The sequence below is a fragment of the Paraphotobacterium marinum genome, assembly GCF_002216855.1.
Classification (GTDB): Bacteria; Pseudomonadota; Gammaproteobacteria; order Enterobacterales; family Vibrionaceae; genus Paraphotobacterium; species Paraphotobacterium marinum.
The window spans coordinates 404,578-425,221 of record NZ_CP022355.1 but is presented as its reverse complement, the minus strand read 5'-3'; the positions used below and the strand labels follow the sequence as shown (position 1 = coordinate 425,221).

Sequence of the window (20,644 nt, the reverse complement as noted above, 5' to 3'; positions counted from 1 at the left end):
AAAAATTAATGGTTCTATTAATATTAATAATAGTACTGTAACATCGACCAACCTTTCATTTGATGTTTTTAATCAATTAAATAATATTTCCTTAAAAGGTTATGAATCTGGTAATAATTATAAATTAAAAATAAAAGGCTTAAGTCACGTTAGATTAAAGAACTTACTCAATATTAAAAACGTAAATTTAGATGGAAAAACTATTTTGAAATCAAATGTCGATCTAACCTTTAAGCCTAATAAAAAGTATGATTATGATGTTTCAGTTAATGGTGTTCTACATGATATGAGAACCAATTTGCCATTTCCTCTAGATACAAAACCACAAAAAAATAAATTAATGGTTTTTTTTAAAGGTTCGGACAAAAAAGATTTAATAAAGGCTAGATTTAATAATGTTGAATTAGGTGCTAGAAATGAAAACAGCTCATCAAAAAGCTCGTACTGGGAATATAGTATAAATAACTATGATAAAGAAAAAAAACTAGATTTATTGCAGTGGATTGACTCTTTTTCTGCGTTAAATACCGCTCATGCAACAAATAGTAATTCAGGGAATAAAGCTTATAAGTTTAATATTAAATTTAATAAATTATATCTAGGAAATACAATATGGAAGAATATTTCACTAGATAACGAAATTAAAAATAATAAGATAAAACTTCAACTAAAAGGTAAACAAATTAAAGGTTTTTTATTGTTAGATAACAATAATTTGATAGCTAACTTTGATAAAATATATGTACAGAGCGTTAAAAGTTCTAAAAAAGTAACTAATAAACCAAATGCTTTCTCAAGCATAGATGATAAGTCTGTTTTTAACAATTGGCTGAAATCTATTAGAGTGCAAGTAAATGATTTAAAATTTAATAAAGTGCAACTAGGTACACTTTTTACATTGATTGAGAAAAATGATTCCAAAATATCGATGCCTGTTCTATCGCTCTTTAATAATAATAATTATGTTAAAGCCTCTGGTTTATGGACAAAAAGCAAAGGTAACTTTAAAACTAAACTTGATATTTCTGCAAAATCTAAGAATATTGATCAAGTTTTAAAAAATATCTTATCTAATTATCCTCTTAGAGATCAAAACATTTCAGGGAATTTATCTTTAAATTGGTTAGGCTCTCCTTTTAATCCTCAATTGGGTACCTTAAATGGAACTTCTAACTTAATTAGTAATAATGGCAAAATAATTGATTTAAACTCTCAGGTGAATATATTAAGCTTTTTAAGCGTGCAATCACTTTTAATTAAAATTCAAGATGGAATGAAAGGAGATTTCTCTGGTGGTTTGAATTATGATAAAATTGAGATTAGATCTTTAATTAAAAATGGAACTATTTTCATTAATAAGGCTCAAATGAGCTCACCAAATTTAAATTTATCTTTAAATGGAAAGGTAGACCTTTACCGAAAAAAGTTGATTTAAAAGCGGTAGCGAAACCAAGTATTTTAGGAATTATACCAACTGCAGGCATATATTTGGGATTTCAAACATTAATTACATCAATTAACCCGTGGGTTGGGGCAGGTACATTTATTTTGGCAGCCCCTTTTATTGACGAGTATAATACTCAAAGATATTTGATTAAAGGACCATTGAATGATCCGAAAATAATAGAAAATTAATTTTCGTAACTTTTTAGAAAGTCCAAAATTTTTTGTTTGTTTTGTGCAGAGGATTCTTCAGTTGCACTCCTATAAATTCTAAACAGTTGTCTCAGGCGCTTTTTATCCAAATTTGGAACACTCTTTTCTAACTTAGACATTTCATCTTCTAAGTTATTGTTCAAACTGTTAAACAAAGTATCTAATATGTTTCTTTTTTTTTCAATAACTTTTTGAGGGTTAGTAATTAAATCATATTGTTTAGCGATATCTTCGAAATTATCGATGTTCCTCAAAACCTTTCCAATATATTGTAGTTGGCGTCGTCTAGCTTCATGCTTAAAATTTCTTAGCTTAATAATTTCGTTATAGAGTTCATCACTTAACTTCATCTTTTGTATGTTTTTTAAACTCAATTGGGAAATTTTCTCACCTAGATTTTGAATCTCAAGCATATCTCGCTTAAGTTCAGATTTACTGACATAAATTATTTCATCATCTAGATTTTCGGTTGTATTATTCATGAATAGTTTCCAATTATTAATGATTATTATACCCCTAAGTATAGGGGAGCTTTTCTTTAAAAGAAAAGCTTTTAATTTTTATACAATTGAAGCAAAAACTTTTTTTATGTGATCTTCAATAATCTGTATAAAAGAACCTTTTTTAACATCATCAAGTGCAATTAAATTCACTTTTTTCAACTTATCACCATTAAGTTTAATTGAAATACTACCGATAATTTCTCCTTTTCTTATTGGAGCTTCAAGATTTGGATTGATTTTAGCAACAGACTCAATCTTCCCATGATAATTTCTTGGTAGTGAAATATTTACGTCATGATTAACACCAACATTAAGTTGATTTTTATCACCAAACCAAACTTTGACCTGCTCGATTTTATTGTGTTTTTTAAAAATAGTTTTTGTTGAAAAAAAGTTAAATCCATAACTTAATAATGATTTACTCAAAGAAGCAACTTCGTTATCAGACTTGGCTCCTAGTACAACAGCAATAAGTCTTTGATTGTTTTGTTTTGCTGAACTAACTAATGAAAACCCTGCCGCTCCAGTACTACCTGTCTTCATCCCATCTGCATATTTGTAAATAAAAAGAAGTCTATTAAAGTTGGGTTGTTTTATGCCATTATAGGTAAAATATTTTTGCCCAAACCAGCTATAATATTCTGGGTATTCAGTTATTATACCCTTAGCTAATTTACTTAAATCTAGCGCGGTAGAAAAGTGCGCTGGTGCAGGTAAGCCCATTACATCACTAAAGTGAGTATTGTTCATTTTTAGGTGTTTCAAAGATTGGTTCATTAAAGATACTGTAGTCGACTGAGAGCCACTAAGATAATTGGCTAAGGTTACTGCAGCGTCATTTCCAGAATCAACAATAATACCTTGTATTAATTGTTTCACGGGTACAGATGTTCCTGGTTTTAAAAACATTCTAGACCCACCCGTAGCCCATGCTTCTTTGGGAACAATTACTTGGTCATCTAAATGAATTCGACCAGACTTTAACTGTTTTTGAGCAACATAAAGTAACATCAATTTTGTTATACTAGCTGGAGCTAATCGTAAATTTGCATTTTTAGCTGCCAGTATGTCACCATTCTCTTCATTAACTAGAATATAGGCTCTAGCATCAAGCTCTGGTTGAGATGGAATCATAGTACTCCATTTTTTAGATAGAACAGTAGGAGTATCATTAGGACCACCAAGAAAGGCTGGAGCCTTTGGAACTTGAATGTCTTCAGGAATTTTTGCATTCACATCTACTGATCCAAATTTATTCAGTGGAGGGTTTGCAGTATAATGTTCAAAAGAAAAGTAACTTTTATTTGTAGAGGGGATATTATCTGCATACAACATATGTGTAAAGAGGAAAGGTAGTGCAACGAGTGTTTTTTTGATCATGTGTTTCATATTATTGGTTAAATTAAATCATAATTGAGATAGCATATCATAACATATATTTTTTAAAACACTTTTGAATCATTTAAACTTTTATAGAATGTATTATTTTTAAGTTCTTCTCATGCTTTAATAATAATTTTCCGATTCTTTCAGCAACAAACACAGATCTATGTTTTCCTCCAGTACAACCAATAGATATAGTAAGGTAGCTTCTATTATTGCTTTTTAACTTAGGTAACCAACTATTAATTAAGTTATAAATTTGAAGAATTGTATGGTCAACTTCAGGTAACTTATTAAAAAAATTGATTACGGGTTCGTCTAAGCCTGAGAATTTTTTTAAATGGGACACCCAATATGGATTTGGTAAAAATCTTACGTCAAATACATAATCTGAATCTTTTGGGATACCGTATTTAAAACCAAATGATTGGACAGTTATTAACATCGGTTTATGTTTTGAGTTGACTATTTTACTGCATATTAAATCACTTAATTCATATATTGATAAATGGGTTGTATCAATAATCGCATTAGCAAATTTTTTTAGAGTAAGAAGACTTTTATCTTCCTCAAGAATACTATCGTACAAGCTCAATTTTTTTTTTGATAAGGGATGTGAACGCTTTGTTTCACTATATCGAGTTAGGATTTTCTCATTTGATGCATCTAAAAAAAAAGTTTGAATATTTATTTCTTTTGTAAAAGATGAAAACATATTTTCAACTTCACGAGGACCTTTTGAAATGTTTCTTATATCTAAACTGATTGCTATGTTATTTTCTGAATGAGAAAGATCCTTTACGACATTTTGAATGAGTGATATTGGAAGATTATCTATACAATAAAAACCAAGATCTTCAAGTGTCTTGAGTGCAACTGACTTCCCTGCTCCAGATTTTCCTGTAATTATAATGAGGCGCATTCTAATTCCCTTTAAAAGTAAGTTTATAATTTTTCTTTCGCATGCTTGATGATAAAAATCCCATTTCTTCTCTGTATTTTGCTACAGTTCTTCTCGCTACTTTAAGCCCCTGTTTGTTTAGAATTGAAGATATTTGAATATCACTAAAAGGTTTATCGTGATTTTCAGTGTTAATTATTTTTTTGATAAATGACTTAATCACTATAGAAGAACAATTTCCACCTCCTAGCGTTCTAACTTTGCTCGAAAAAAATATTTTAGTTCAAAATACCTCTAGGAGTTTGTATAAATTTATTAGTAGTAATTCTTGATATTGTTGATTCATGCATGTTAAGTCTTTGAGCAATATCATTCAATATCATTGGTCTCATAGCCTCTTCACCATGTTCAAAAAAACCAGCTTGAAATTCAAAAATGGATTTTGCAACTTGAAGAAGAGTATTATTTCGCATATCAAGGCTTTTAATAAACCATTTAGCTTTTTGAAGATTATCTTTTAAATACTCGTATTGCTCAGTATTTTCTTTATGCATAAACGATAAATAGTTTTCATTTATCTTTAGAGAGGGGATTGTTTCCTTATTGATAAAAAAATACCAATCATTATTTGATTTTTTAAGAGTGACGTCAGCTGTTATATATGAATTTGTGGTATCAGTAGAAACTAAAAAACTTGTATTAGGCTTATATGATAAGGTTTCAAAAATTGATAATATTTCTCGGGATTCTTTGAGCGTAAGATTGTAATCTGACATTAAAAAATTGATGTCAATTTTATTTAACTCTCTAAACTCTCTTAGAATTAGTTCTTTTAAAAAATCTTTTGTTTTATTGGTGCAACTTATCAGATCTATTTGAAAAAAAAGAAATTCAATTGGAGATGATGTTCCGGAACCTAATGGTTCAAAGTGTTTTATTTTTTCCAACACATTTAAGATAAATTGTTCATTAAACTTTTTATGATTAATTATTCTCACAATTTCTTGGACTTCAATTTTGAGAAATGCATCATCATCAATATTGTCAATAATTATTTGTGCGGCAATTAATTCATCTTCTGAAAATGATGATAAATTAGCTTGCCACAATAAATATTCGTTAATATTTAATTGTTGCTTTTGTTGATACTTATAATCAGAATCGATTTGCTCAATGTTTTTTGTGTTTGGAGATTGTTGGAAGTTTTCATTAAAATTAAGTTCTTCTATTACTTCATGAGAGCTATCTTTCGTTAGTGAAATATCCTGAGATGCTTGATTTTCGTTTAGTTCAAGTAGTGGATTAGATTCATATATTGACTGAATTTCATTAATTAGTTCCACTTTTGATAACTGCATTAACTTAATAGCTAATTGCAGTTGGGGAGTCATAGTAATTTTTTGATTTAATTTTAAATTAATAGTGTTTTTCATTTATTATTACTCCCTTTCTATAAACAATAGTCTTTAAACTGAGAAATGATCTCCAAGGTAAACTTTTCTAACACTTTCATTATTTAGAATATCATCAGGAGAGCCTGAAGCGATTATATGACCAGAACTAAGTATGCATGCTCTTTCACATACATCAAGAGTTTCTCTTACATTATGATCTGTAATCAAAACACCTATACCTCTTTCTTTTAAATGTGAAATATGTTTTTTTATATCTATAACAGATATAGGATCAACACCAGCAAAAGGCTCATCGAGCAAAATAAACTTCGGATCCGTTGCAAGAGCTCTAGCTATTTCAACTCGTCTCCTTTCTCCACCAGATAAAGATATACCCATACTATCAATAATATGTGTAATGTTAAATTCTTCCAGTAAATCATGACACTTTTTTAATCGTTGTTTTTTTGATAAAGCAGGGATTGTTTCTAAAACTGCTAATATATTCTGTTTAACTGTTAATTTTCTAAATATAGAGTTTTCTTGGGGTAGGTAACCTAAACCTGCTCGTGCTCTTAAATTCATTGGTTTGTCTGATATATTTTTGCCATCAAGTAAAATCGCACCTGAATCACTTTGTACTAGACCTATAATCATATAGAATGCTGTTGTTTTACCAGCACCATTAGGGCCTAGAAGACCAATAACCTCACCCGTTGAAACTTCAACATTAAAGTCCGAAACAACGGTTCTTTTTTTATAGGATTTTTTAGATTTTGTACTTTTAAAGTTGACATCTCTATTTCTTCTTATTTTCTTCTGGGACATATATTGTTATAACTTTTGAATCCTTTGAACCAAATGCTTGACTATTTTTAGTTAAAGTATTGTAAATAATTTTGTTCCCAGCAACTGAATTTGAACCTTTAATTAATTCGGCTTTTCCAATCATTATGATAGTGTTTTTTTGTTGATCCCATTCAATGTGTTTCGCTTTTCCTACTCTTTTTAGCCCTGATTCATCTTTATCAGTATATACGGCAGGATGTCCATATGCCTGGATGAGAAAAAAGTCTTTTTTTGTGAGCTTTTAGTTAAAATCTTTTTGATGGTTACTTTATCAGCTTCTAATTTTCTAGTTCCTTGAGTAACTACGACATCTCCAGTGAATATAGATATGTTTTTTATACCATCCACTGACTGTTGAGATGCTGATACATTTATGGGCTTTTGTGAGTCGTTATCTAAAGCAAATAAAGAGCTGCTAAATAAAATTAAACTAATTAATATTCTGTTCATAAGTTCCTTTTGCATCTTCTAAAATTGTAGCTGTTTTATTGTTAAAATTTCCTTTAACACCTGTCCCAGAATTTATAAAGTTTTGGCCATATATTTTCACAAAGTCAGATGAGTAAAAATTAGAGTTTTTAGTGTTGTACTGTAGACTATTTGTGGTTATTTTTTTTAATTGGGAGTCGTACCCTAACAGAACGACATTCTTTCTAAGCAATAGTAAACCATCATTATCAAGTATACCTACATCACTGCTCATGTACCACTCTTTTTGAAGCTCTTTAGAGTTTAAATTCCAAACGCTTAATTTAGGATCATAATAAAAAGATTTTTTATTTTCTCCATTATAAGTAACATGATCAGCTACTAAAGTCTTAGATAGTTTTCCATTTTTAGTATATTCATTTAGCACTATATTACTTGCAGATGCTTTGCTACTGTATTCCTTTTTTATGGACTCATTAATCAAGCTTATCTGTATTGCCCAGTAACCCAAGAAAATAAAAATAACTAAATAGAAAAAATATAAACAAAATTTTTTAATCATACGTTATATCATTCATTTTTCATAAAACTTATTTTACTACTTTTATCAATAAAGTGTAATTTTTTTGTGATGATTTTTTGTAAAACTATACAATAACTTTTTTTTTGATTATATTGAAAACAAGGTTCTGAAATTTTATAAGCAATGATAAATAATCGTAGTGCAAATATATTGGTAGATATTCAAAAGTTAAGTTTCTCATATGAAAGCAAAAAAATATTTGAAGATTTAAACTTAAGAATTGAGAGGGGGAAAATAACCTCTATAATTGGTCAATCAGGTATAGGGAAGACAACACTATTAAAGTTGATTGCGGGAATTTATAAACCTGATACAGGTTCTATAGCGGTCTTTCAAAAAAATTTAAGTAACATTTCTTCAAAAGAGTTATTCAAAATTAGAAAAAAAATGGGATTACTTTTTCAATCTGGCGCGTTGTTTAGTGATTATTGCGTGTATGAAAATGTCGCTTATCCTTTAAAAGAAATAACGAACGACAAAGATATTATTGACTTAAAAGTAAAAGAAATATTGTATTCGGTTGGATTAGAGTTTGCTACAAAAAAATATCCTTCGGAACTTTCTGGGGGAATGCAGAGGCGTGTTGCATTGGCTAGGGCTCTTGTTACAAGGCCAAGTTTAATGATGTATGATGAGCCTTTTGTGGGACAAGACCCAATCACTAAATCTAGTTTACTTGAGTTAATTAAAAAATTTAATAATGAATACAACATTACATCGATTATTGTATCTCATGATGTCGATGAAGTGATGTCTTTGTCGGATAAAGTTTGTATGGTTTATAAAAATGAAATAATTGCATCAGGCACGCCTTGTGAACTAAAGCAAAGTAATAACCCCATAGTTAAACAATTTTTAACAGGATCAATTGATGGACCTATTCCCCTTAATTATTCGTAGAAAAAGATTTTATTATGAAAAATGTTAATTTAATATGCTTAGTTGGTTATAAGTTCTTGAACTGGGTATGTTCGATGGGTAAAGCATTTATGTTGTTGTTTGATGTGTTACTGAGTCGACCAGAATTTAAAAAAAATTACTCTATTGTCTTAAAAGAAATTTATAAGTCAGGGATTCTTTCATTACCTATCATTGTTGTTTCTGCTATTTTTATTGGTATGGTGATCAGTTTTCAAGGATATGTTATACTGGTTAACTTTGGTGCTGAAAGTAGTCTCGGCCAATTAATTTCTCTTTCCTTGTTAAGAGAACTTGGTCCGGTTATTACCGCATTACTTTTTATTGGAAGGGCTTGTACATCAATTACAGCAGAAATTGGTCTAATGAAAGCAACTGAACAATTATCAAGTCTTGAAGTTATGGGCATTAATCCATTAAAAAGAGTTATATCTCCAAGATTTTGGTCCTGTTTAATTGCAGTTCCAATTCTAACACTAATTTTTGTGGTAATTGGAGTTTGGGGAGGTTATATTGTTGCTGTATATTGGAATGGGGTCAACGGAGGTGAGTTTTTGTCTTCAGTTCAGGATTCTATAAATTTGAAGTATGATGTTTTGAATTGTATTATCAAATCTTTTATGTTTGCTCTAGTAGGTACTTTATCAAGCTTATATCATGGTTATTATGCTAAGCCAACTCCAGATGGTTTGGGTTCAGCAACCACAAAAGCTGTTGTTCAAGGTTCTTTGTTAGTATTAGGTATGGACTTCATATTAACATTCATTATGTTTGGAAATTAATATGCAAAATCATTTGAAATTACATTTTTGGGTCGGATTGTTTGTTTGTTTTGGGTTATCTGCATTGTTAATTTTGACTTTTAAACTCTCAAATAATAATGCTTTTTCGACAGAGCCACAGATAACCCTGCATGCAAACTTTGATAACATCGGTAGTTTAAAAGTTCGAGCTCCAGTTAAAATTGGTGGTGTTGTTGTGGGTGAGGTGACTTCTATAAATATAGATCCTAAAACATTCATACCAGAGGTAAGCTTTACAATAGAAAAAAAAATGCACTTACCTAATTCGTCATCGGCGTCTATTCTAACATCTGGTTTATTGGGTGCTCAATATTTAGCAATTACTCCTGGCTTTTCAGATGAAAACACTGAAATTTTGAAGAATGGTGCTTATATTGAAGACACGAAATCTGCATTAATTTTAGAGGATTTAATAGGTAAGATTTTATATAATATTAACTCTAAATAATTTGAAGGATTGATCTATGTTTAAGTTTAAAAATTTTTTGTATATTTGCTGTTTGTTCATTTTTTCATTCTCAGCTTGGTCTCAAAAAGTTAATCAGGCCAACCCGAATGAAATGATTAAGGGTATTTCTGTTAATTTATTTTCAAAAATTAAAAGTAATCAAGTACAAATTAAAAGTAACCCTAATACCCTTAAAAATATTGTTCGTACTGAACTACTTCCATATGTAAATGTTACTTATTCTGCATATAAAGCTTTAGGCCCCAAACTTCGTCAAACAACAAAAGAAGAAAGAAAAAGGTATGTCAATGCATTCTCAAATTATTTAGTAACTCAATTTGCTCAAATTTTAACTCAGTATAATAAGCAAAAAGTAAAAATTATAAACTCACCAGTACCATCAAATAAATCAATTACTAAAGTTTTAGCAGTGATTTCAGATGCAAATTCTCCAAAAATAAATATATATTTTGTCCTTAGATGGAATCCAAAATTCAAAAAATGGGAAGCTTTTGATATGATAGCTGAGGGAATTAGTTTAATTTCAACAAAACAAAATGAGTGGTCTGGTTTAATAAGAAATAAAGGAATAAATGGCTTAATCCAGTTTTTAAATAGTCAAGCAAAAGCTAATATAAAGCTTACAAAAAAATAGTCATTTTAAGAAAGTGGAGTATAAATGTTAGATATCAGTATTATCGAAAATGCAATAAAAGAAAAAATTAATACTTTTGAAGTGCGCGTGAAAAATGAGGGAAGTCATTACGAAATTATAGTTGTAAGTAATGACTTTTCTGACCTTACGCCTGTAAAGAAACAACAATTAGTTTATGGACCTTTGACAGAGTTTATTTCTACAAATGATATCCATGCGGTGACTATTAAAACATTCACTCTGAAAGAGTGGGAATTGCAAAAGAAACTTTTATAAAAGTAGGTTATTCAATGGATAAATTTAGAATAGAAGGAAATGGTCCCTTAGTAGGGGAAGTTGTTATATCTGGTGCAAAAAATGCAGCACTTCCAATAATTTTTGCTTCTTTATTAGCGGAAAACCCTGTCATTTTAAAAAATGTTCCTCGATTACGGGATATAGATACTTCGTTAGAGCTGCTGAAAACATTGGGTTCTAAAGTTTCTTTTTTAGACAATGAATTATACATAGATAATTCAAATGTTAAAGAGTTTTGTGCACCATATGATTTAGTTAAAACAATGAGAGCATCGATATGGGTTCTTGCTCCTCTTGTAGCAAGATTTGGTAGAGGTGAAGTTTCGCTACCTGGAGGATGCGCTATTGGCGCAAGGCCAGTCGATCTTCACTTAAAAGGCCTTGAGCAATTGGGTGCTAAAATTAAATTAAATGATGGTTATGTATCAGCCAAAACAGAAGGTCAATTACATGGAAGTCGAATTGTTATTGACAAAGTTAGTGTTGGTGCCACTGTTTCAATCATGACAGCTGCAGTTTTAGCAAGAGGGAAGACTCTAATTGAAAATGCAGCAAAGGAACCTGAAATTGTTGATACCGCAAACTTTTTAAATACTCTAGGTGCAAAAATCATTGGTGCGGGTACAGATACCATTGAGGTGGAAGGTGTCCAGAATTTGAAAGGTGGTGAGTACTCAATTTTACCAGATAGAATAGAAACAGGAACTTTCTTGGTTGCTGCAGCGGTATCAAAAGGTAAAGTAAAATGCTTGAATACTGATCCTAGAAATTTAGATATTGTTATTTCTAAATTAGAAGAAGCAGGAGCTAAGGTTGAATCGGGCAATGACTGGATTAGCCTAGATATGGAAGATAGGAAATTGAAAGCAGTTAATATTACGACGGCACCTCACCCAGGATTTCCAACTGATATGCAGGCTCAATTCACATTATTGAATATTTTGGCTTCAGGTACTGGTATTATAACCGAGACGATTTTTGAAAACAGATTTATGCATGTACCTGAATTAATTCGTATGGGAGCAGTTGCTGAAATTGAGGGAAATACCCTTATTTGTAAAGATACCTTGGAATTAAGTGGTGCATCAGTAATGGCGACTGATTTAAGAGCATCAATCACATTGGTATTAGCTGCTTCAATAGCTTCTGGCATCACCATTGTTGATCGTATTTATCATATTGATAGAGGTTATGAAAATATTGATAATAAACTCAGGCAATTAGGTGTAAATATTGAAAGAATAAAATAATAAGTAGTAGAATAGAACTAAAAAATCTTAATTTTTTAGTTCTTCTACATTGACGTGTACTGAAATAATTTTATTTTTTCTTAAAATCTTAAATATAGCAGTGGAATCTGGCTTTAATTCAGCGATAGCTTCGCTGATATTTTTATTTGATGTTGGTTTTTCATTATTTATTTGAATAATTATATCGCCACTTTTTATTCCCGATTTTTCTGCAGGTGATCCTTTAGCTACGGCTCTTACCAATAAGCCAAATATTTTATAATTTTTATTTTTTGTTTGGTAAAGATTAGGCATAATAGTATCACCAGTAATGCCGACATATCCTCTAATCACTTTTCCATTTTTAATAATTTCATTTGTGAGTTTAATTGCTTGAGAATAAGGAATAACAAAAGAAATACCCTCAGTAGTCACTTTTGCATTGTTTTGAAAAACTGAAGAATTAAGACCAACGAACTCTCCTCTAGAGTTTATTAATGCTCCCCCAGAGTTTCCTGCATTAATTGCCGCATCCGTTTGGATATATTGATTTCTTGAGTTTGGTTGAATATTATATTTTCCTATTGCAGATATTATTCCTTGTGAAACAGATTGCCCGAGTCCATAAGGATTGCCTATGGCCAAAACCAAATCACCAACCTTTGGTTTATATTTATAATTTACTGTAATTATGGGTAAATTGCTTGCGTCTATTTTTAAAACTGCAATATCAGAAATAGTGTCTTTACCAATTACCTTAGCAGGTAAAAGTTGTCCATTTGAAAGCATTACTCTAATTGCGGTGGATCCTTGAATAACATGCTCATTAGTTAGTATGTAACCAGTAGACTGTATAATTACGCCTGAGCCAAGACTTGAATTATTAAGCGTGGATTTTCGTGTATTATTAGCCTGTAAACTAAATATGCTTACCACTGCAGGAGCAGCTTTGTTTACAGCTTGGTTGTAACTTATAACACTAGACTCTTGATGGAATAAGGAACTGAATTTCCCTGATCTAATATTAGGAAAAAAAACCAGGAGCAATACTGCTATAATAATCCCGAAAACAACTGTTTTTACATATTTCAAAGTATTATATTTTCCTATTTCAAAAAAGTTAGAGCACATAATTCTCAGTGCTCTAACCTTAAATAAGGCAAATTACTTCATTATAATGAATAATGTCGCATTTTGTCTTTTTATGTGAAGTGCAATGATATCATTTTTATGTTTTGAAAGTTCTTTTTCTAGTTCTTTTTTATTATTTATTTTTATTTTGTTCAAACCGATGATAATATCATTTTGTCTTAGGCCGTATCGGTATGCTGAAGAGTCTTTTGTAATATCGACAACTTTAATTCCGCTATTTATATCTTGTAAAGTGGTTCCATTTAAAACTTTGTTGATTTCCTTTGTTTCTGCATCTGGAATGCCTTTTGCGGATTCTAGAGTTACTTTAACATTGAGATTTTTGCCATTCCTAAGTATTCCTAATGTTATGGTTTTATCTATTCCCATAGTACCTATATTTGCACGAAGCTGCGCGAACGTATTAATTTTTTTATTGTCTAGGGATGTAATAATATCACCCGGCTTTAGTCCTGCTTTAGAGGCTGCGGAGTCAGGTAAAACTTGACTAATAAATGCGCCGTGATTAGTGTTGTAATCAAAGGCTTTTGCTAAGTCTGCAGTTAATTCACTTCCAATGATACCAAGAACAGCTCTTCTGACTTTCCCATATTTTACTATTTGATTTACTAAGTTTTTAACCATATTGGAGGGAATGGCGAAGCCTATTCCTACATTACCACCATTAGGTCCTACAATAGCAGTATTAATTCCAATCAGTTGACCATTTAAATTAACTAGTGCGCCACCTGAATTTCCGGTATTAATTGCAGCATCAGTCTGAATAAAACTTTCATAATTTTCAAGGTTTAATCCACTTCTACCCAGTGCAGAGATTATACCAGAGGTTACAGTTTCACCAAGGCCAAAAGGATTGCCAATAGCAACCACAAAATCACCAACTTGCAGATTATCCGAATTTGCAAGAGGTATTTGAGACAAATCTTTGGTGTTATCTAATTGGAGCAAAGCTATATCTGACATTTCATCATCACCCATTAGCTTTGCTTTTATTTCTCTACCATCATTTAATGCTACTGTTATTTTATCGGCATCTTTAATTACATGATAGTTTGTGACTACATAACCTTTTTCTGCATTTATGATGACACCTGAACCAAGAGCAGCAAAAGGTTGCTCAGTAGCCTGATCTTTGGGAAAGTTAGGTCCAAAAAAATGCTTAAACTGTTCAGGGATATTATCAGGTAATTTAGACTTTGTTATTTTTTTTCCTTCAACTGCTATACTTACTACGGCAGGTGTTACTGTTTTTAACATTGGAGCAAGACTCTGTGTATTGGAATCTTTTATTAATATTGAAGCATTTGAAAAGCTTGGGATTATGCAAAGTAACATAAGTATAATACTAAATGATAATGTTAATTTTTTTTTGAACATAATAATGATGACTCCGTTCCTAATTTTATAAATTATAAGTTTGTATTAATTTGTGTTTAATTATCTTTATTTAAACTCTCTAACAAATGAAAATTTGAATCAATGAGATAATTTGAGCTATTTGTCATATGTGAATTTAATTTATTACAGTCTTTAGATATTTGATTTATTAATTTCGTTGTGCATGAAAAGTGATCAGCAACATCCTGTTTATATTGTTCCATCTCATGCTTTACAACTCTGAGCTCTTCCTTTAGTGCTTTGCTGGATTTATTTTTAGAGGAAATGATTGAAAATGTAAAATATCCAAAAACAAATCCTATTATAAAAATTATTAAAATTTGTACTATTAGCATTTCAAAATCCTTTTTATTATTCTTTTTCTCTATATAATAAATTGTGTGTTAATATAATACAATTTAAAAGTAAAGTTATATGATAATAAAGCAAAAATATCTGGATCTTATCAAACAAGGAAAGATACAAAGTGATGATGCGCAGTTGAAAGTTGTATCGTACCTAGAACAATTATATCATTCTTTAAACGAGAAAAATAAACAAAATAAAAAAAAAATCATTAGATTATCCTCTTTTTTCGATTTACAACGCAAAAAAAATAATATAAACAAAATAAAAAGTATTTATATTTGGGGAGGTGTTGGGCGAGGTAAAACTTTTTTAATGGATTTAGCCTATTCCTGCTTTCATGATAGAGCTAAGAGGTATCACTTTCATGAATTTATGCAATATATCCACAAAGAATTACAAAAAATTACTGACCATGAGAACCCATTATCTTTAGTAGCAAAAAAAATAAAAAAAGATGTGGATATAATTTTTTTTGACGAATTTTTTATCGTTGATATTGGGGATGCAATGATTATGTACGCGTTAATTGAGAATTTGTTTTTAGAAAATATTGTATTGGTATTCACTTCTAATTTTTACCCTGATAATTTATATAAAAATGGCTTGCAAAGAGCAAGATTTATTCCATGTATTGAGTTAATTAAAAAAAATTGTCATATAGTAAATTTAGACTCCCCAAAGGATTATAGGCTACTATTTGAAGGTAAAACTAAAACATTTTTTTATCCTATGAATGAGGAGCTAGAAAAGTCTTTTGAACTTTTTTATTTCTCATTAAGCAAAAGTAAAGTGTATTCAAATGATAATATTATTATTAATAACCGACCTATAGAATGCACTTATTTTAATGAAAGTAATTTATACATTAGTTTTCACTCATTATTTTTTACAAATAGAAGCCAAATAGATTACATTGAAATTGCGAAGAAATTTTCACATATCTTTTTGTATGATGTTTCAACTCTAGATGATCAATGTCAGGATGTGGTTAGAAGATTTATAAGTTTTATTGATATCATGTATGATGAAAAGATTAATCTTTTTATGCTTTCTAATGTTCAGTTACAGAAAATTTATCAAGGAAAGCGGTTGAATTTTGAATTTCAACGGTGCTTATCAAGATTAAATCAAATGATGAAATAAAAAAATAGTGATTTTTTATAATTTTTAAGTATAATACCTAAACCCACTTATTCCTGAATAACTTTTTAGGTTATTAGGCACTGTGTATTCGAAGGGATATATTTTGTCTTTGGTAAGAGCTGAAGCTCTTTTTTTATTATTAAATTATGGGTAAAGTTGGCATGAAAACATTTGTTGCTAAACCAGAATCAGTTAAACGTGAATGGTATGTTGTAGATGCTGAGGGTAAAACTCTTGGTAGACTTGCAACGGAAATCGCGTCTCGTTTAAGAGGCAAACATAAACCTGAATACACACCTCATGTGGACACAGGTGATTATATTGTTGTTATAAATGCAGACAAAGTAAATGTTACAGGTAAGAAACGTACTGATAAAATATATTATCATCATACCGGTTACATTGGTGGAATAAAGTCTATTAGCTTTGACAAGCTTCTAGATAAAAAACCAGAAATGATTATAGAAAATGCTGTAAAAGGCATGCTTCCTAAAGGACCACTTGGAAGATCTATGTATCGTAAATTAAAAGTCTATGCAGGTTCTGAACATAATCATGTTGCTCAGCAACCACAAGTATTAGACATCTAATTGGGAGCATTTATAAATGGCAAATAATCAATATTATGGAACAGGTAGAAGAAAAAGTTCTGCTGCTAGAGTTTTTATTAAACCAGGTAATGGAAACATTATTATAAATAAAAAAACTCTTGAGGAATACTTTGGTCGAGAAACTGCTAGAATGGTTGTTAAACAACCTTTAGAGTTATTAGATATGACTGAGAAACTCGATCTTTATATTACTGTTAAAGGTGGTGGTATAACTGGACAATCAGGTGCTATTCGTCATGGTATTACTAGAGCTCTTATGGAGTATGATGAAACATTACGTCCAACTTTAAGAGAAGCAGGCTTTGTTACTCGTGATGCAAGAAAAGTTGAAAGAAAGAAAGTTGGTTTGAGAAAAGCAAGAAGAAAACCACAATTTTCAAAAAGATAACTTTTCACAAAAAAGACTCAATTTGGGTCTTTTTTTTTCGCTATTATATCTCAATATCTCAATATCTCAATATCTCAATATCTCAATATCTCAATATCTCAATATCTCAATATCTCAATATTTCTGAAATCTGCAAATGATTTGTTTCCTATTAAAAAACTCTTTTATTAGTTATGTATCTCAAAAAAAATTAAAATTTTTGTTAAAATTTTTAATTTTTCATAATAATTATTTAGAGGTAATTTTATAAATTGGGTAAAGCTTAATGACTCAAAAAAAAGAAATAGACCTAGGTAGGAGAAAGTTTCTCACTATTTCAACTAGTTTACTCGGTATTATAGGCCTTGGCTCTGTTATTATCCCTTTTCTAAAATCATGGAATCCAAGCGCAAAAGCAAAAGCTGCAGGTGCTCCTGTAAAAGTTGATATATCCAATTTAGAGGAGGGTGCTATGATTAGAGTCGAGTGGAGGGGTAAACCTGTTTGGGTAGTTAAAAGAAATAAACAAACATTGGATCAATTAAACTTAATTATTCAACAAAATAAGTTACAAGATCCAGAGTCAGCAGAGCCCCAACAACCTCTTTATGCACAAAATAAATTTAGATCAATTAGGCCTGAAATTTTAGTTGCTGTTGGAATTTGTACCCATTTAGGATGTTCGCCAACTTATTTATCGGAAAAATTTCAAGTTCAGGTGAAGGGGATTAAATCAGGTTTTTTTTGTCCCTGTCATGGTTCGAAATTTGATATGGCAGGAAGAGTTTTTAACAATGTACCAGCGCCGTTAAATCTAGTTATTCCGCCTCACATGTATTTAGATGAAAATACAATTTTAATTGGTGAAGATGAAGGAACAAACGTATGAGTAAATTCCTTAACTGGATTGATGAAAGGTTACCAATTGTAGATGCTTATAAAAAACACTTATCTCAGTATCCGATGCCTAAGAACTTTAATTTTCTATATGTTTTCGGTGCGTTAGGGGTTTTAGTCTTGCTTAATCAACTCATTACGGGTATTTGGTTAACAATGAATTATATACCCTCAGCAGAACAAGCTTTTGCTTCTGTAGAATTTATTATGAGAGATGTAGAATACGGTTGGTTAATTAGATATATGCATTCAACTGGAGCTTCTGCCTTTTTTGTTGTGATTTATTTGCATATGTTTAAAGCAATTATTTACGGATCTTACAAAAATCCTAGAGAATTACTTTGGCTTTTTGGAATGTTCATTTTTGTGATTTTAATGGCTGAGGCATTTATGGGGTATTTGTTACCTTGGGGTCAAATGTCATATTGGGGAGCACAAGTAATTATTTCTTTATTTGGAGCCATTCCATATGTTGGTGATGACCTCACACTATGGATACGGGGTGATTATGTTGTTTCTGGAGCTACTTTAAATCGTTTTTTTGCATTACATGTAATAGCTTTACCACTACTTCTAGTTATGTTGGTATTTTTGCATATTTTAGCATTACATAAGGTTGGATCAAATAATCCTGATGGTATTGATACTAAGATAAAAAAAAATCATAATGATTTAAGTGATGTAAATGATAATGAAAATTATACTTTTCATTCTGAGTATACAAACAAGTATAATATAAGATATTGTGTTCCTTTCCATCCTTACGGTACAGTAAAAGACTTTTTTGCAGTAGCTATTTTTTTATTATTTTTTTGCTATATTATATTTTTCAATCCTGAAATGGGAGGTTATTTTTTGGAAGCCCCTAATTTTGAGGCAGCAAATCCGTTAAAAACTCCAGAACATATTGCACCAGTTTGGTATTTTACACCTTTTTATGCAATTCTAAGAGCTGTACCTGACAAGTTATTAGGTGTGATGTCGATGGGACTTGCTATAGTCTTTTTGTTTTTTTTGCCTTGGTTAGATCGCTGTAAAGTCCGTTCTTTTCGATATCGAAGTCATTTGCACTTAATCAATATTGTACAATTTATTGTATGTTTTGTAATTCTAGGAGTACTAGGAGCTTTACCAGCTACACCAACGTACACATTATTGGCACAAATATGTAGTGTTGGTTATTTTATGTTTTTTATTTTATTGTTCATATACAGTAAGTATGAAAAAACAAGATCATTGCCAAAGAGGCTTTAGTATGAAACTAATCTTAATATTCGTTATATGTTTTAGTACTAATTTACTGAGTGCAGAAAAAAAAATTTTACAGAAAGCAAATAATAATCTTAACGATCAAGCTTCACTCCAAAGAGGAGCAATGCTTTTTATGAATTATTGTTCAGGATGTCATTCCATGCAATACCAAAGATATCAGAGTGTTGCCAGAGATATAGGGATTCCAGATGAGTTAATGGAAAATAATCTTATCTTCGATAAAAATTCTAAAATAGGTGATTTGATGTTAAGTAGTTTGAATAAGAGCCAGGCTGAACAATGGTTTGGGGGAGTAATACCTGATTTAACTATGATAACAAGAGTAAAAGGTGTGGATTGGGTTTTCACATACTTAAATTCTTTTTATAAAGATGACTCAAGACCTTTTGGTGTAAATAATATGATATCGCCTAATATTAATATGCCACATGTTTTAGAGGAATTACAAGGAACTACTGAGATCAACTTTAAAGAAAAATTAATAGATGGCAAGATGGAAATTATAAATGAAGGAATAAAATCAAAAGGTAATGGGAGACTAAATGAAGATGAATATTTGTCTTCACTAAGGGATTTAGTTAATTATTTGGAATATAGCTCAGATCCTAGTAAATTAAAAAGAGAAAAATTAGGTATATGGGTGATGAGTTTTCTGATATTATTAATAATCTTTACTTTTCTTTTAAAAAAAGAGTTTTGGAAGGACATAAAGTAATATTTTTATAGTTTTATACAAAGAAGTGAATTTGTAAAATTTGGAGGAATTATGGCTATTGCTGCCAACAAACGTTCTGTTATGACATTATACTCAAGTGCTTCAGATATTTATAGTCATCAAGTTAGAATTGTACTAGCAGAAAAAGGTGTTAGCGTAGATGTTGAATTAGTTGACCAACTTAATCTCCCATCTGAGCTAAAAGACTTAAACCCTTATAACTCAGTACCAACTTTAATAGATAGAGAATTAGCATTATACCAAGCAAATATTATTATGGAGTATTTAGATGAGCGCTTTCCTCATCCTCCTCTAATGCCAGTTTATCCAGTTGCACGAGGAAATACTAGATTAATGATGTATCGAATTGAGAGAAATTGGTATTCACTTTCCGAAAAAATATTAAATGGGACATCTGATGAAGCTATTCATGCTAGGCAACAATTTAAAAGTGAACTATTAGCTTTATCTCCAGTATTCTCTGAATATAAATATTTTATGAGTGATGAGTTTAGTTTAATTGATTGCTATTTAGCCCCACTTTTATGGAGATTACCTATATTAGGTGTAGACCTCATTGGACCGGGCTCAAAAGAAATTAAAGATTATATGACTCGAGTTTTTGAACGTGATGCTTTTTTAGCCTCTTTAACTGAAGTTGAAAGAGAAATGAGATTATCAGGATTTTAAATT

At 30.4% G+C, this 20,644-nt stretch carries 25 protein-coding genes and 1 pseudogene; 14 read left to right on the top strand and 12 right to left on the bottom strand.

All coding sequences use genetic code 11. The features are described from left to right. Positions 1 to 4: 4 nt before the first annotated feature. Positions 5 to 1,435 carry a YhdP family protein gene (locus tag CF386_RS02305; RefSeq protein WP_455430255.1) on the top strand — a complete coding sequence of 477 codons (1,431 nt, stop codon included), beginning with the start codon at positions 5 to 7 and terminating at the stop codon, positions 1,433 to 1,435. Positions 1,436 to 1,631: 196 nt separating this feature from the next. Here the strand turns inward: CF386_RS02305 and yjgA are convergent, their stop codons facing one another. The 9 genes and pseudogenes from yjgA to lptC form a co-directional block, all read right to left on the bottom strand. Continuing rightward, entirely contained in the window at positions 1,632 to 2,138 is a 507-nt protein-coding gene (gene yjgA, locus CF386_RS02300; protein ID WP_089072867.1) for a ribosome biogenesis factor YjgA, read from the bottom strand. Between the two features lie 78 nt (positions 2,139 to 2,216). Beyond that, positions 2,217 to 3,539, bottom strand: a complete 1,323-nt coding sequence (locus CF386_RS02295) for a D-alanyl-D-alanine carboxypeptidase family protein (protein ID WP_158522276.1) — start codon at positions 3,537 to 3,539, stop codon at positions 2,217 to 2,219. Between the two features lie 82 nt (positions 3,540 to 3,621). Continuing rightward, entirely contained in the window at positions 3,622 to 4,464 is an 843-nt protein-coding gene (gene rapZ / locus CF386_RS02290; RefSeq protein WP_089072865.1) for an RNase adapter RapZ, read from the bottom strand. A gap of 1 nt (position 4,465) precedes the next feature. After that, a complete protein-coding gene (locus tag CF386_RS13295) occupies positions 4,466 to 4,720 on the bottom strand; it encodes an RNA polymerase factor sigma-54 (protein ID WP_089072864.1) in 255 nt (84 codons plus the stop codon). Between the two features lies 1 nt (position 4,721). Beyond that, positions 4,722 to 5,876 carry an RNA polymerase factor sigma-54 gene (locus CF386_RS02280; protein WP_089072863.1) on the bottom strand — a complete coding sequence of 385 codons (1,155 nt, stop codon included), beginning with the start codon at positions 5,874 to 5,876 and terminating at the stop codon, positions 4,722 to 4,724. A gap of 33 nt (positions 5,877 to 5,909) precedes the next feature. Beyond that, a pseudogene (gene lptB / locus CF386_RS02275) lies at positions 5,910 to 6,634 on the bottom strand (LPS export ABC transporter ATP-binding protein). Positions 6,635 to 6,636: 2 nt separating this feature from the next. Next, on the bottom strand, positions 6,637 to 6,900 hold the full coding sequence (locus CF386_RS13290; RefSeq protein ID WP_089072861.1) for an LptA/OstA family protein: 264 nt from the start codon (positions 6,898 to 6,900) through the stop codon (positions 6,637 to 6,639). Continuing rightward, entirely contained in the window at positions 6,846 to 7,136 is a 291-nt protein-coding gene (locus CF386_RS13285; protein ID WP_158522275.1) for an LptA/OstA family protein, read from the bottom strand. The genes CF386_RS13290 and CF386_RS13285 overlap by 55 nt, the downstream gene beginning before the upstream one ends. Further along, the gene (lptC, locus tag CF386_RS02260; RefSeq protein WP_089072859.1) at positions 7,117 to 7,677 is read right to left on the bottom strand and encodes an LPS export ABC transporter periplasmic protein LptC; all 561 of its coding nucleotides are present in this window, start codon (positions 7,675 to 7,677) and stop codon (positions 7,117 to 7,119) included. The genes CF386_RS13285 and lptC overlap by 20 nt, the downstream gene beginning before the upstream one ends. A gap of 144 nt (positions 7,678 to 7,821) precedes the next feature. On the opposite strand from lptC, the gene CF386_RS02255 reads away from it, so the two are divergent. From CF386_RS02255 to murA, 6 genes are read left to right on the top strand one after another with little or no spacing between them, the layout of a single operon-like run. After that, positions 7,822 to 8,598 (top strand): ABC transporter ATP-binding protein, encoded by a 777-nt coding sequence (locus CF386_RS02255; RefSeq protein ID WP_089072858.1) that lies wholly within the window; start codon positions 7,822 to 7,824, stop codon positions 8,596 to 8,598. Positions 8,599 to 8,612: 14 nt separating this feature from the next. After that, a complete protein-coding gene (gene mlaE, locus CF386_RS02250; protein ID WP_089072857.1) occupies positions 8,613 to 9,398 on the top strand; it encodes a lipid asymmetry maintenance ABC transporter permease subunit MlaE in 786 nt (261 codons plus the stop codon). A 1-nt stretch (position 9,399) separates the two neighbouring features. Then, positions 9,400 to 9,867 carry an outer membrane lipid asymmetry maintenance protein MlaD gene (gene mlaD, locus CF386_RS02245; protein WP_089072856.1) on the top strand — a complete coding sequence of 156 codons (468 nt, stop codon included), beginning with the start codon at positions 9,400 to 9,402 and terminating at the stop codon, positions 9,865 to 9,867. Positions 9,868 to 9,883: 16 nt separating this feature from the next. Then, positions 9,884 to 10,522 (top strand): MlaC/ttg2D family ABC transporter substrate-binding protein, encoded by a 639-nt coding sequence (locus CF386_RS02240; protein WP_089072855.1) that lies wholly within the window; start codon positions 9,884 to 9,886, stop codon positions 10,520 to 10,522. 24 nt (positions 10,523 to 10,546) lie between these two features. Beyond that, entirely contained in the window at positions 10,547 to 10,798 is a 252-nt protein-coding gene (locus tag CF386_RS02235) for a BolA family protein (protein ID WP_089072854.1), read from the top strand. A 14-nt stretch (positions 10,799 to 10,812) separates the two neighbouring features. Then, positions 10,813 to 12,069, top strand: coding sequence for a UDP-N-acetylglucosamine 1-carboxyvinyltransferase (gene murA / locus CF386_RS02230; protein ID WP_089073746.1), 1,257 nt, complete (start codon positions 10,813 to 10,815; stop codon positions 12,067 to 12,069). 27 nt (positions 12,070 to 12,096) lie between these two features. Here the strand turns inward: murA and CF386_RS02225 are convergent, their stop codons facing one another. From CF386_RS02225 to CF386_RS02215, 3 genes are all read right to left on the bottom strand, one after another. Continuing rightward, positions 12,097 to 13,140, bottom strand: coding sequence for a trypsin-like peptidase domain-containing protein (locus CF386_RS02225; protein ID WP_158522274.1), 1,044 nt, complete (start codon positions 13,138 to 13,140; stop codon positions 12,097 to 12,099). A gap of 72 nt (positions 13,141 to 13,212) precedes the next feature. Continuing rightward, positions 13,213 to 14,577 (bottom strand): DegQ family serine endoprotease, encoded by a 1,365-nt coding sequence (locus CF386_RS02220; RefSeq protein WP_089072852.1) that lies wholly within the window; start codon positions 14,575 to 14,577, stop codon positions 13,213 to 13,215. Between the two features lie 56 nt (positions 14,578 to 14,633). Next, entirely contained in the window at positions 14,634 to 14,933 is a 300-nt protein-coding gene (locus CF386_RS02215; RefSeq protein WP_089072851.1) for a ZapG family protein, read from the bottom strand. A 79-nt stretch (positions 14,934 to 15,012) separates the two neighbouring features. Here CF386_RS02215 and zapE point away from each other — a divergent pair, with 79 nt between their 5' ends. The 7 genes from zapE to sspA all read left to right on the top strand — a co-directional run bounded on the left by zapE (position 15,013) and on the right by sspA (position 20,641). Further along, entirely contained in the window at positions 15,013 to 16,089 is a 1,077-nt protein-coding gene (zapE, locus tag CF386_RS02210; protein ID WP_089072850.1) for a cell division protein ZapE, read from the top strand. 161 nt (positions 16,090 to 16,250) lie between these two features. After that, positions 16,251 to 16,679 (top strand): 50S ribosomal protein L13, encoded by a 429-nt coding sequence (rplM, locus tag CF386_RS02205; protein WP_089073745.1) that lies wholly within the window; start codon positions 16,251 to 16,253, stop codon positions 16,677 to 16,679. A 16-nt stretch (positions 16,680 to 16,695) separates the two neighbouring features. Next, positions 16,696 to 17,088 (top strand): 30S ribosomal protein S9, encoded by a 393-nt coding sequence (rpsI, locus tag CF386_RS02200; protein ID WP_089072849.1) that lies wholly within the window; start codon positions 16,696 to 16,698, stop codon positions 17,086 to 17,088. A gap of 265 nt (positions 17,089 to 17,353) precedes the next feature. Then, positions 17,354 to 17,956 (top strand): ubiquinol-cytochrome c reductase iron-sulfur subunit, encoded by a 603-nt coding sequence (gene petA / locus CF386_RS02195; RefSeq protein WP_089072848.1) that lies wholly within the window; start codon positions 17,354 to 17,356, stop codon positions 17,954 to 17,956. Then, complete coding sequence (locus CF386_RS02190; RefSeq protein ID WP_089072847.1) at positions 17,953 to 19,218, top strand: cytochrome b; 1,266 nt, start codon at positions 17,953 to 17,955, stop codon at positions 19,216 to 19,218. Before petA ends, CF386_RS02190 begins: the two co-directional genes overlap by 4 nt. 1 nt (position 19,219) lies before the next feature. Then, entirely contained in the window at positions 19,220 to 19,951 is a 732-nt protein-coding gene (locus CF386_RS02185) for a cytochrome c1 (protein WP_089072846.1), read from the top strand. A 51-nt stretch (positions 19,952 to 20,002) separates the two neighbouring features. Then, complete coding sequence (gene sspA, locus CF386_RS02180) at positions 20,003 to 20,641, top strand: stringent starvation protein SspA (protein ID WP_089072845.1); 639 nt, start codon at positions 20,003 to 20,005, stop codon at positions 20,639 to 20,641. The last annotated feature ends 3 nt before the right edge of the window (positions 20,642 to 20,644 follow it).

Coding starts and splice junctions, on each gene's coding strand:
- lptC (WP_089072859.1), bottom strand. CDS start 7,677: ATGATTAAAAAATTTTGTTTATATTTTTTCTATTTAGTTATTTTTATT.
- CF386_RS02235 (WP_089072854.1), top strand. CDS start 10,547: ATGTTAGATATCAGTATTATCGAAAATGCAATAAAAGAAAAAATTAAT.
- petA (WP_089072848.1), top strand. CDS start 17,354: ATGACTCAAAAAAAAGAAATAGACCTAGGTAGGAGAAAGTTTCTCACT.
- zapE (WP_089072850.1), top strand. CDS start 15,013: ATGATAATAAAGCAAAAATATCTGGATCTTATCAAACAAGGAAAGATA.
- CF386_RS02185 (WP_089072846.1), top strand. CDS start 19,220: ATGAAACTAATCTTAATATTCGTTATATGTTTTAGTACTAATTTACTG.
- mlaD (WP_089072856.1), top strand. CDS start 9,400: ATGCAAAATCATTTGAAATTACATTTTTGGGTCGGATTGTTTGTTTGT.
- mlaE (WP_089072857.1), top strand. CDS start 8,613: ATGAAAAATGTTAATTTAATATGCTTAGTTGGTTATAAGTTCTTGAAC.
- CF386_RS02220 (WP_089072852.1), bottom strand. CDS start 14,577: ATGTTCAAAAAAAAATTAACATTATCATTTAGTATTATACTTATGTTA.
- CF386_RS02215 (WP_089072851.1), bottom strand. CDS start 14,933: ATGCTAATAGTACAAATTTTAATAATTTTTATAATAGGATTTGTTTTT.
- CF386_RS02255 (WP_089072858.1), top strand. CDS start 7,822: ATGATAAATAATCGTAGTGCAAATATATTGGTAGATATTCAAAAGTTA.
- rpsI (WP_089072849.1), top strand. CDS start 16,696: ATGGCAAATAATCAATATTATGGAACAGGTAGAAGAAAAAGTTCTGCT.
- CF386_RS13285 (WP_158522275.1), bottom strand. CDS start 7,136: ATGAACAGAATATTAATTAGTTTAATTTTATTTAGCAGCTCTTTATTT.
- sspA (WP_089072845.1), top strand. CDS start 20,003: ATGGCTATTGCTGCCAACAAACGTTCTGTTATGACATTATACTCAAGT.
- murA (WP_089073746.1), top strand. CDS start 10,813: ATGGATAAATTTAGAATAGAAGGAAATGGTCCCTTAGTAGGGGAAGTT.
- CF386_RS02295 (WP_158522276.1), bottom strand. CDS start 3,539: ATGATCAAAAAAACACTCGTTGCACTACCTTTCCTCTTTACACATATG.
- CF386_RS02280 (WP_089072863.1), bottom strand. CDS start 5,876: ATGAAAAACACTATTAATTTAAAATTAAATCAAAAAATTACTATGACT.
- rplM (WP_089073745.1), top strand. CDS start 16,251: ATGAAAACATTTGTTGCTAAACCAGAATCAGTTAAACGTGAATGGTAT.
- yjgA (WP_089072867.1), bottom strand. CDS start 2,138: ATGAATAATACAACCGAAAATCTAGATGATGAAATAATTTATGTCAGT.
- rapZ (WP_089072865.1), bottom strand. CDS start 4,464: ATGCGCCTCATTATAATTACAGGAAAATCTGGAGCAGGGAAGTCAGTT.
- CF386_RS02240 (WP_089072855.1), top strand. CDS start 9,884: ATGTTTAAGTTTAAAAATTTTTTGTATATTTGCTGTTTGTTCATTTTT.
- CF386_RS02190 (WP_089072847.1), top strand. CDS start 17,953: ATGAGTAAATTCCTTAACTGGATTGATGAAAGGTTACCAATTGTAGAT.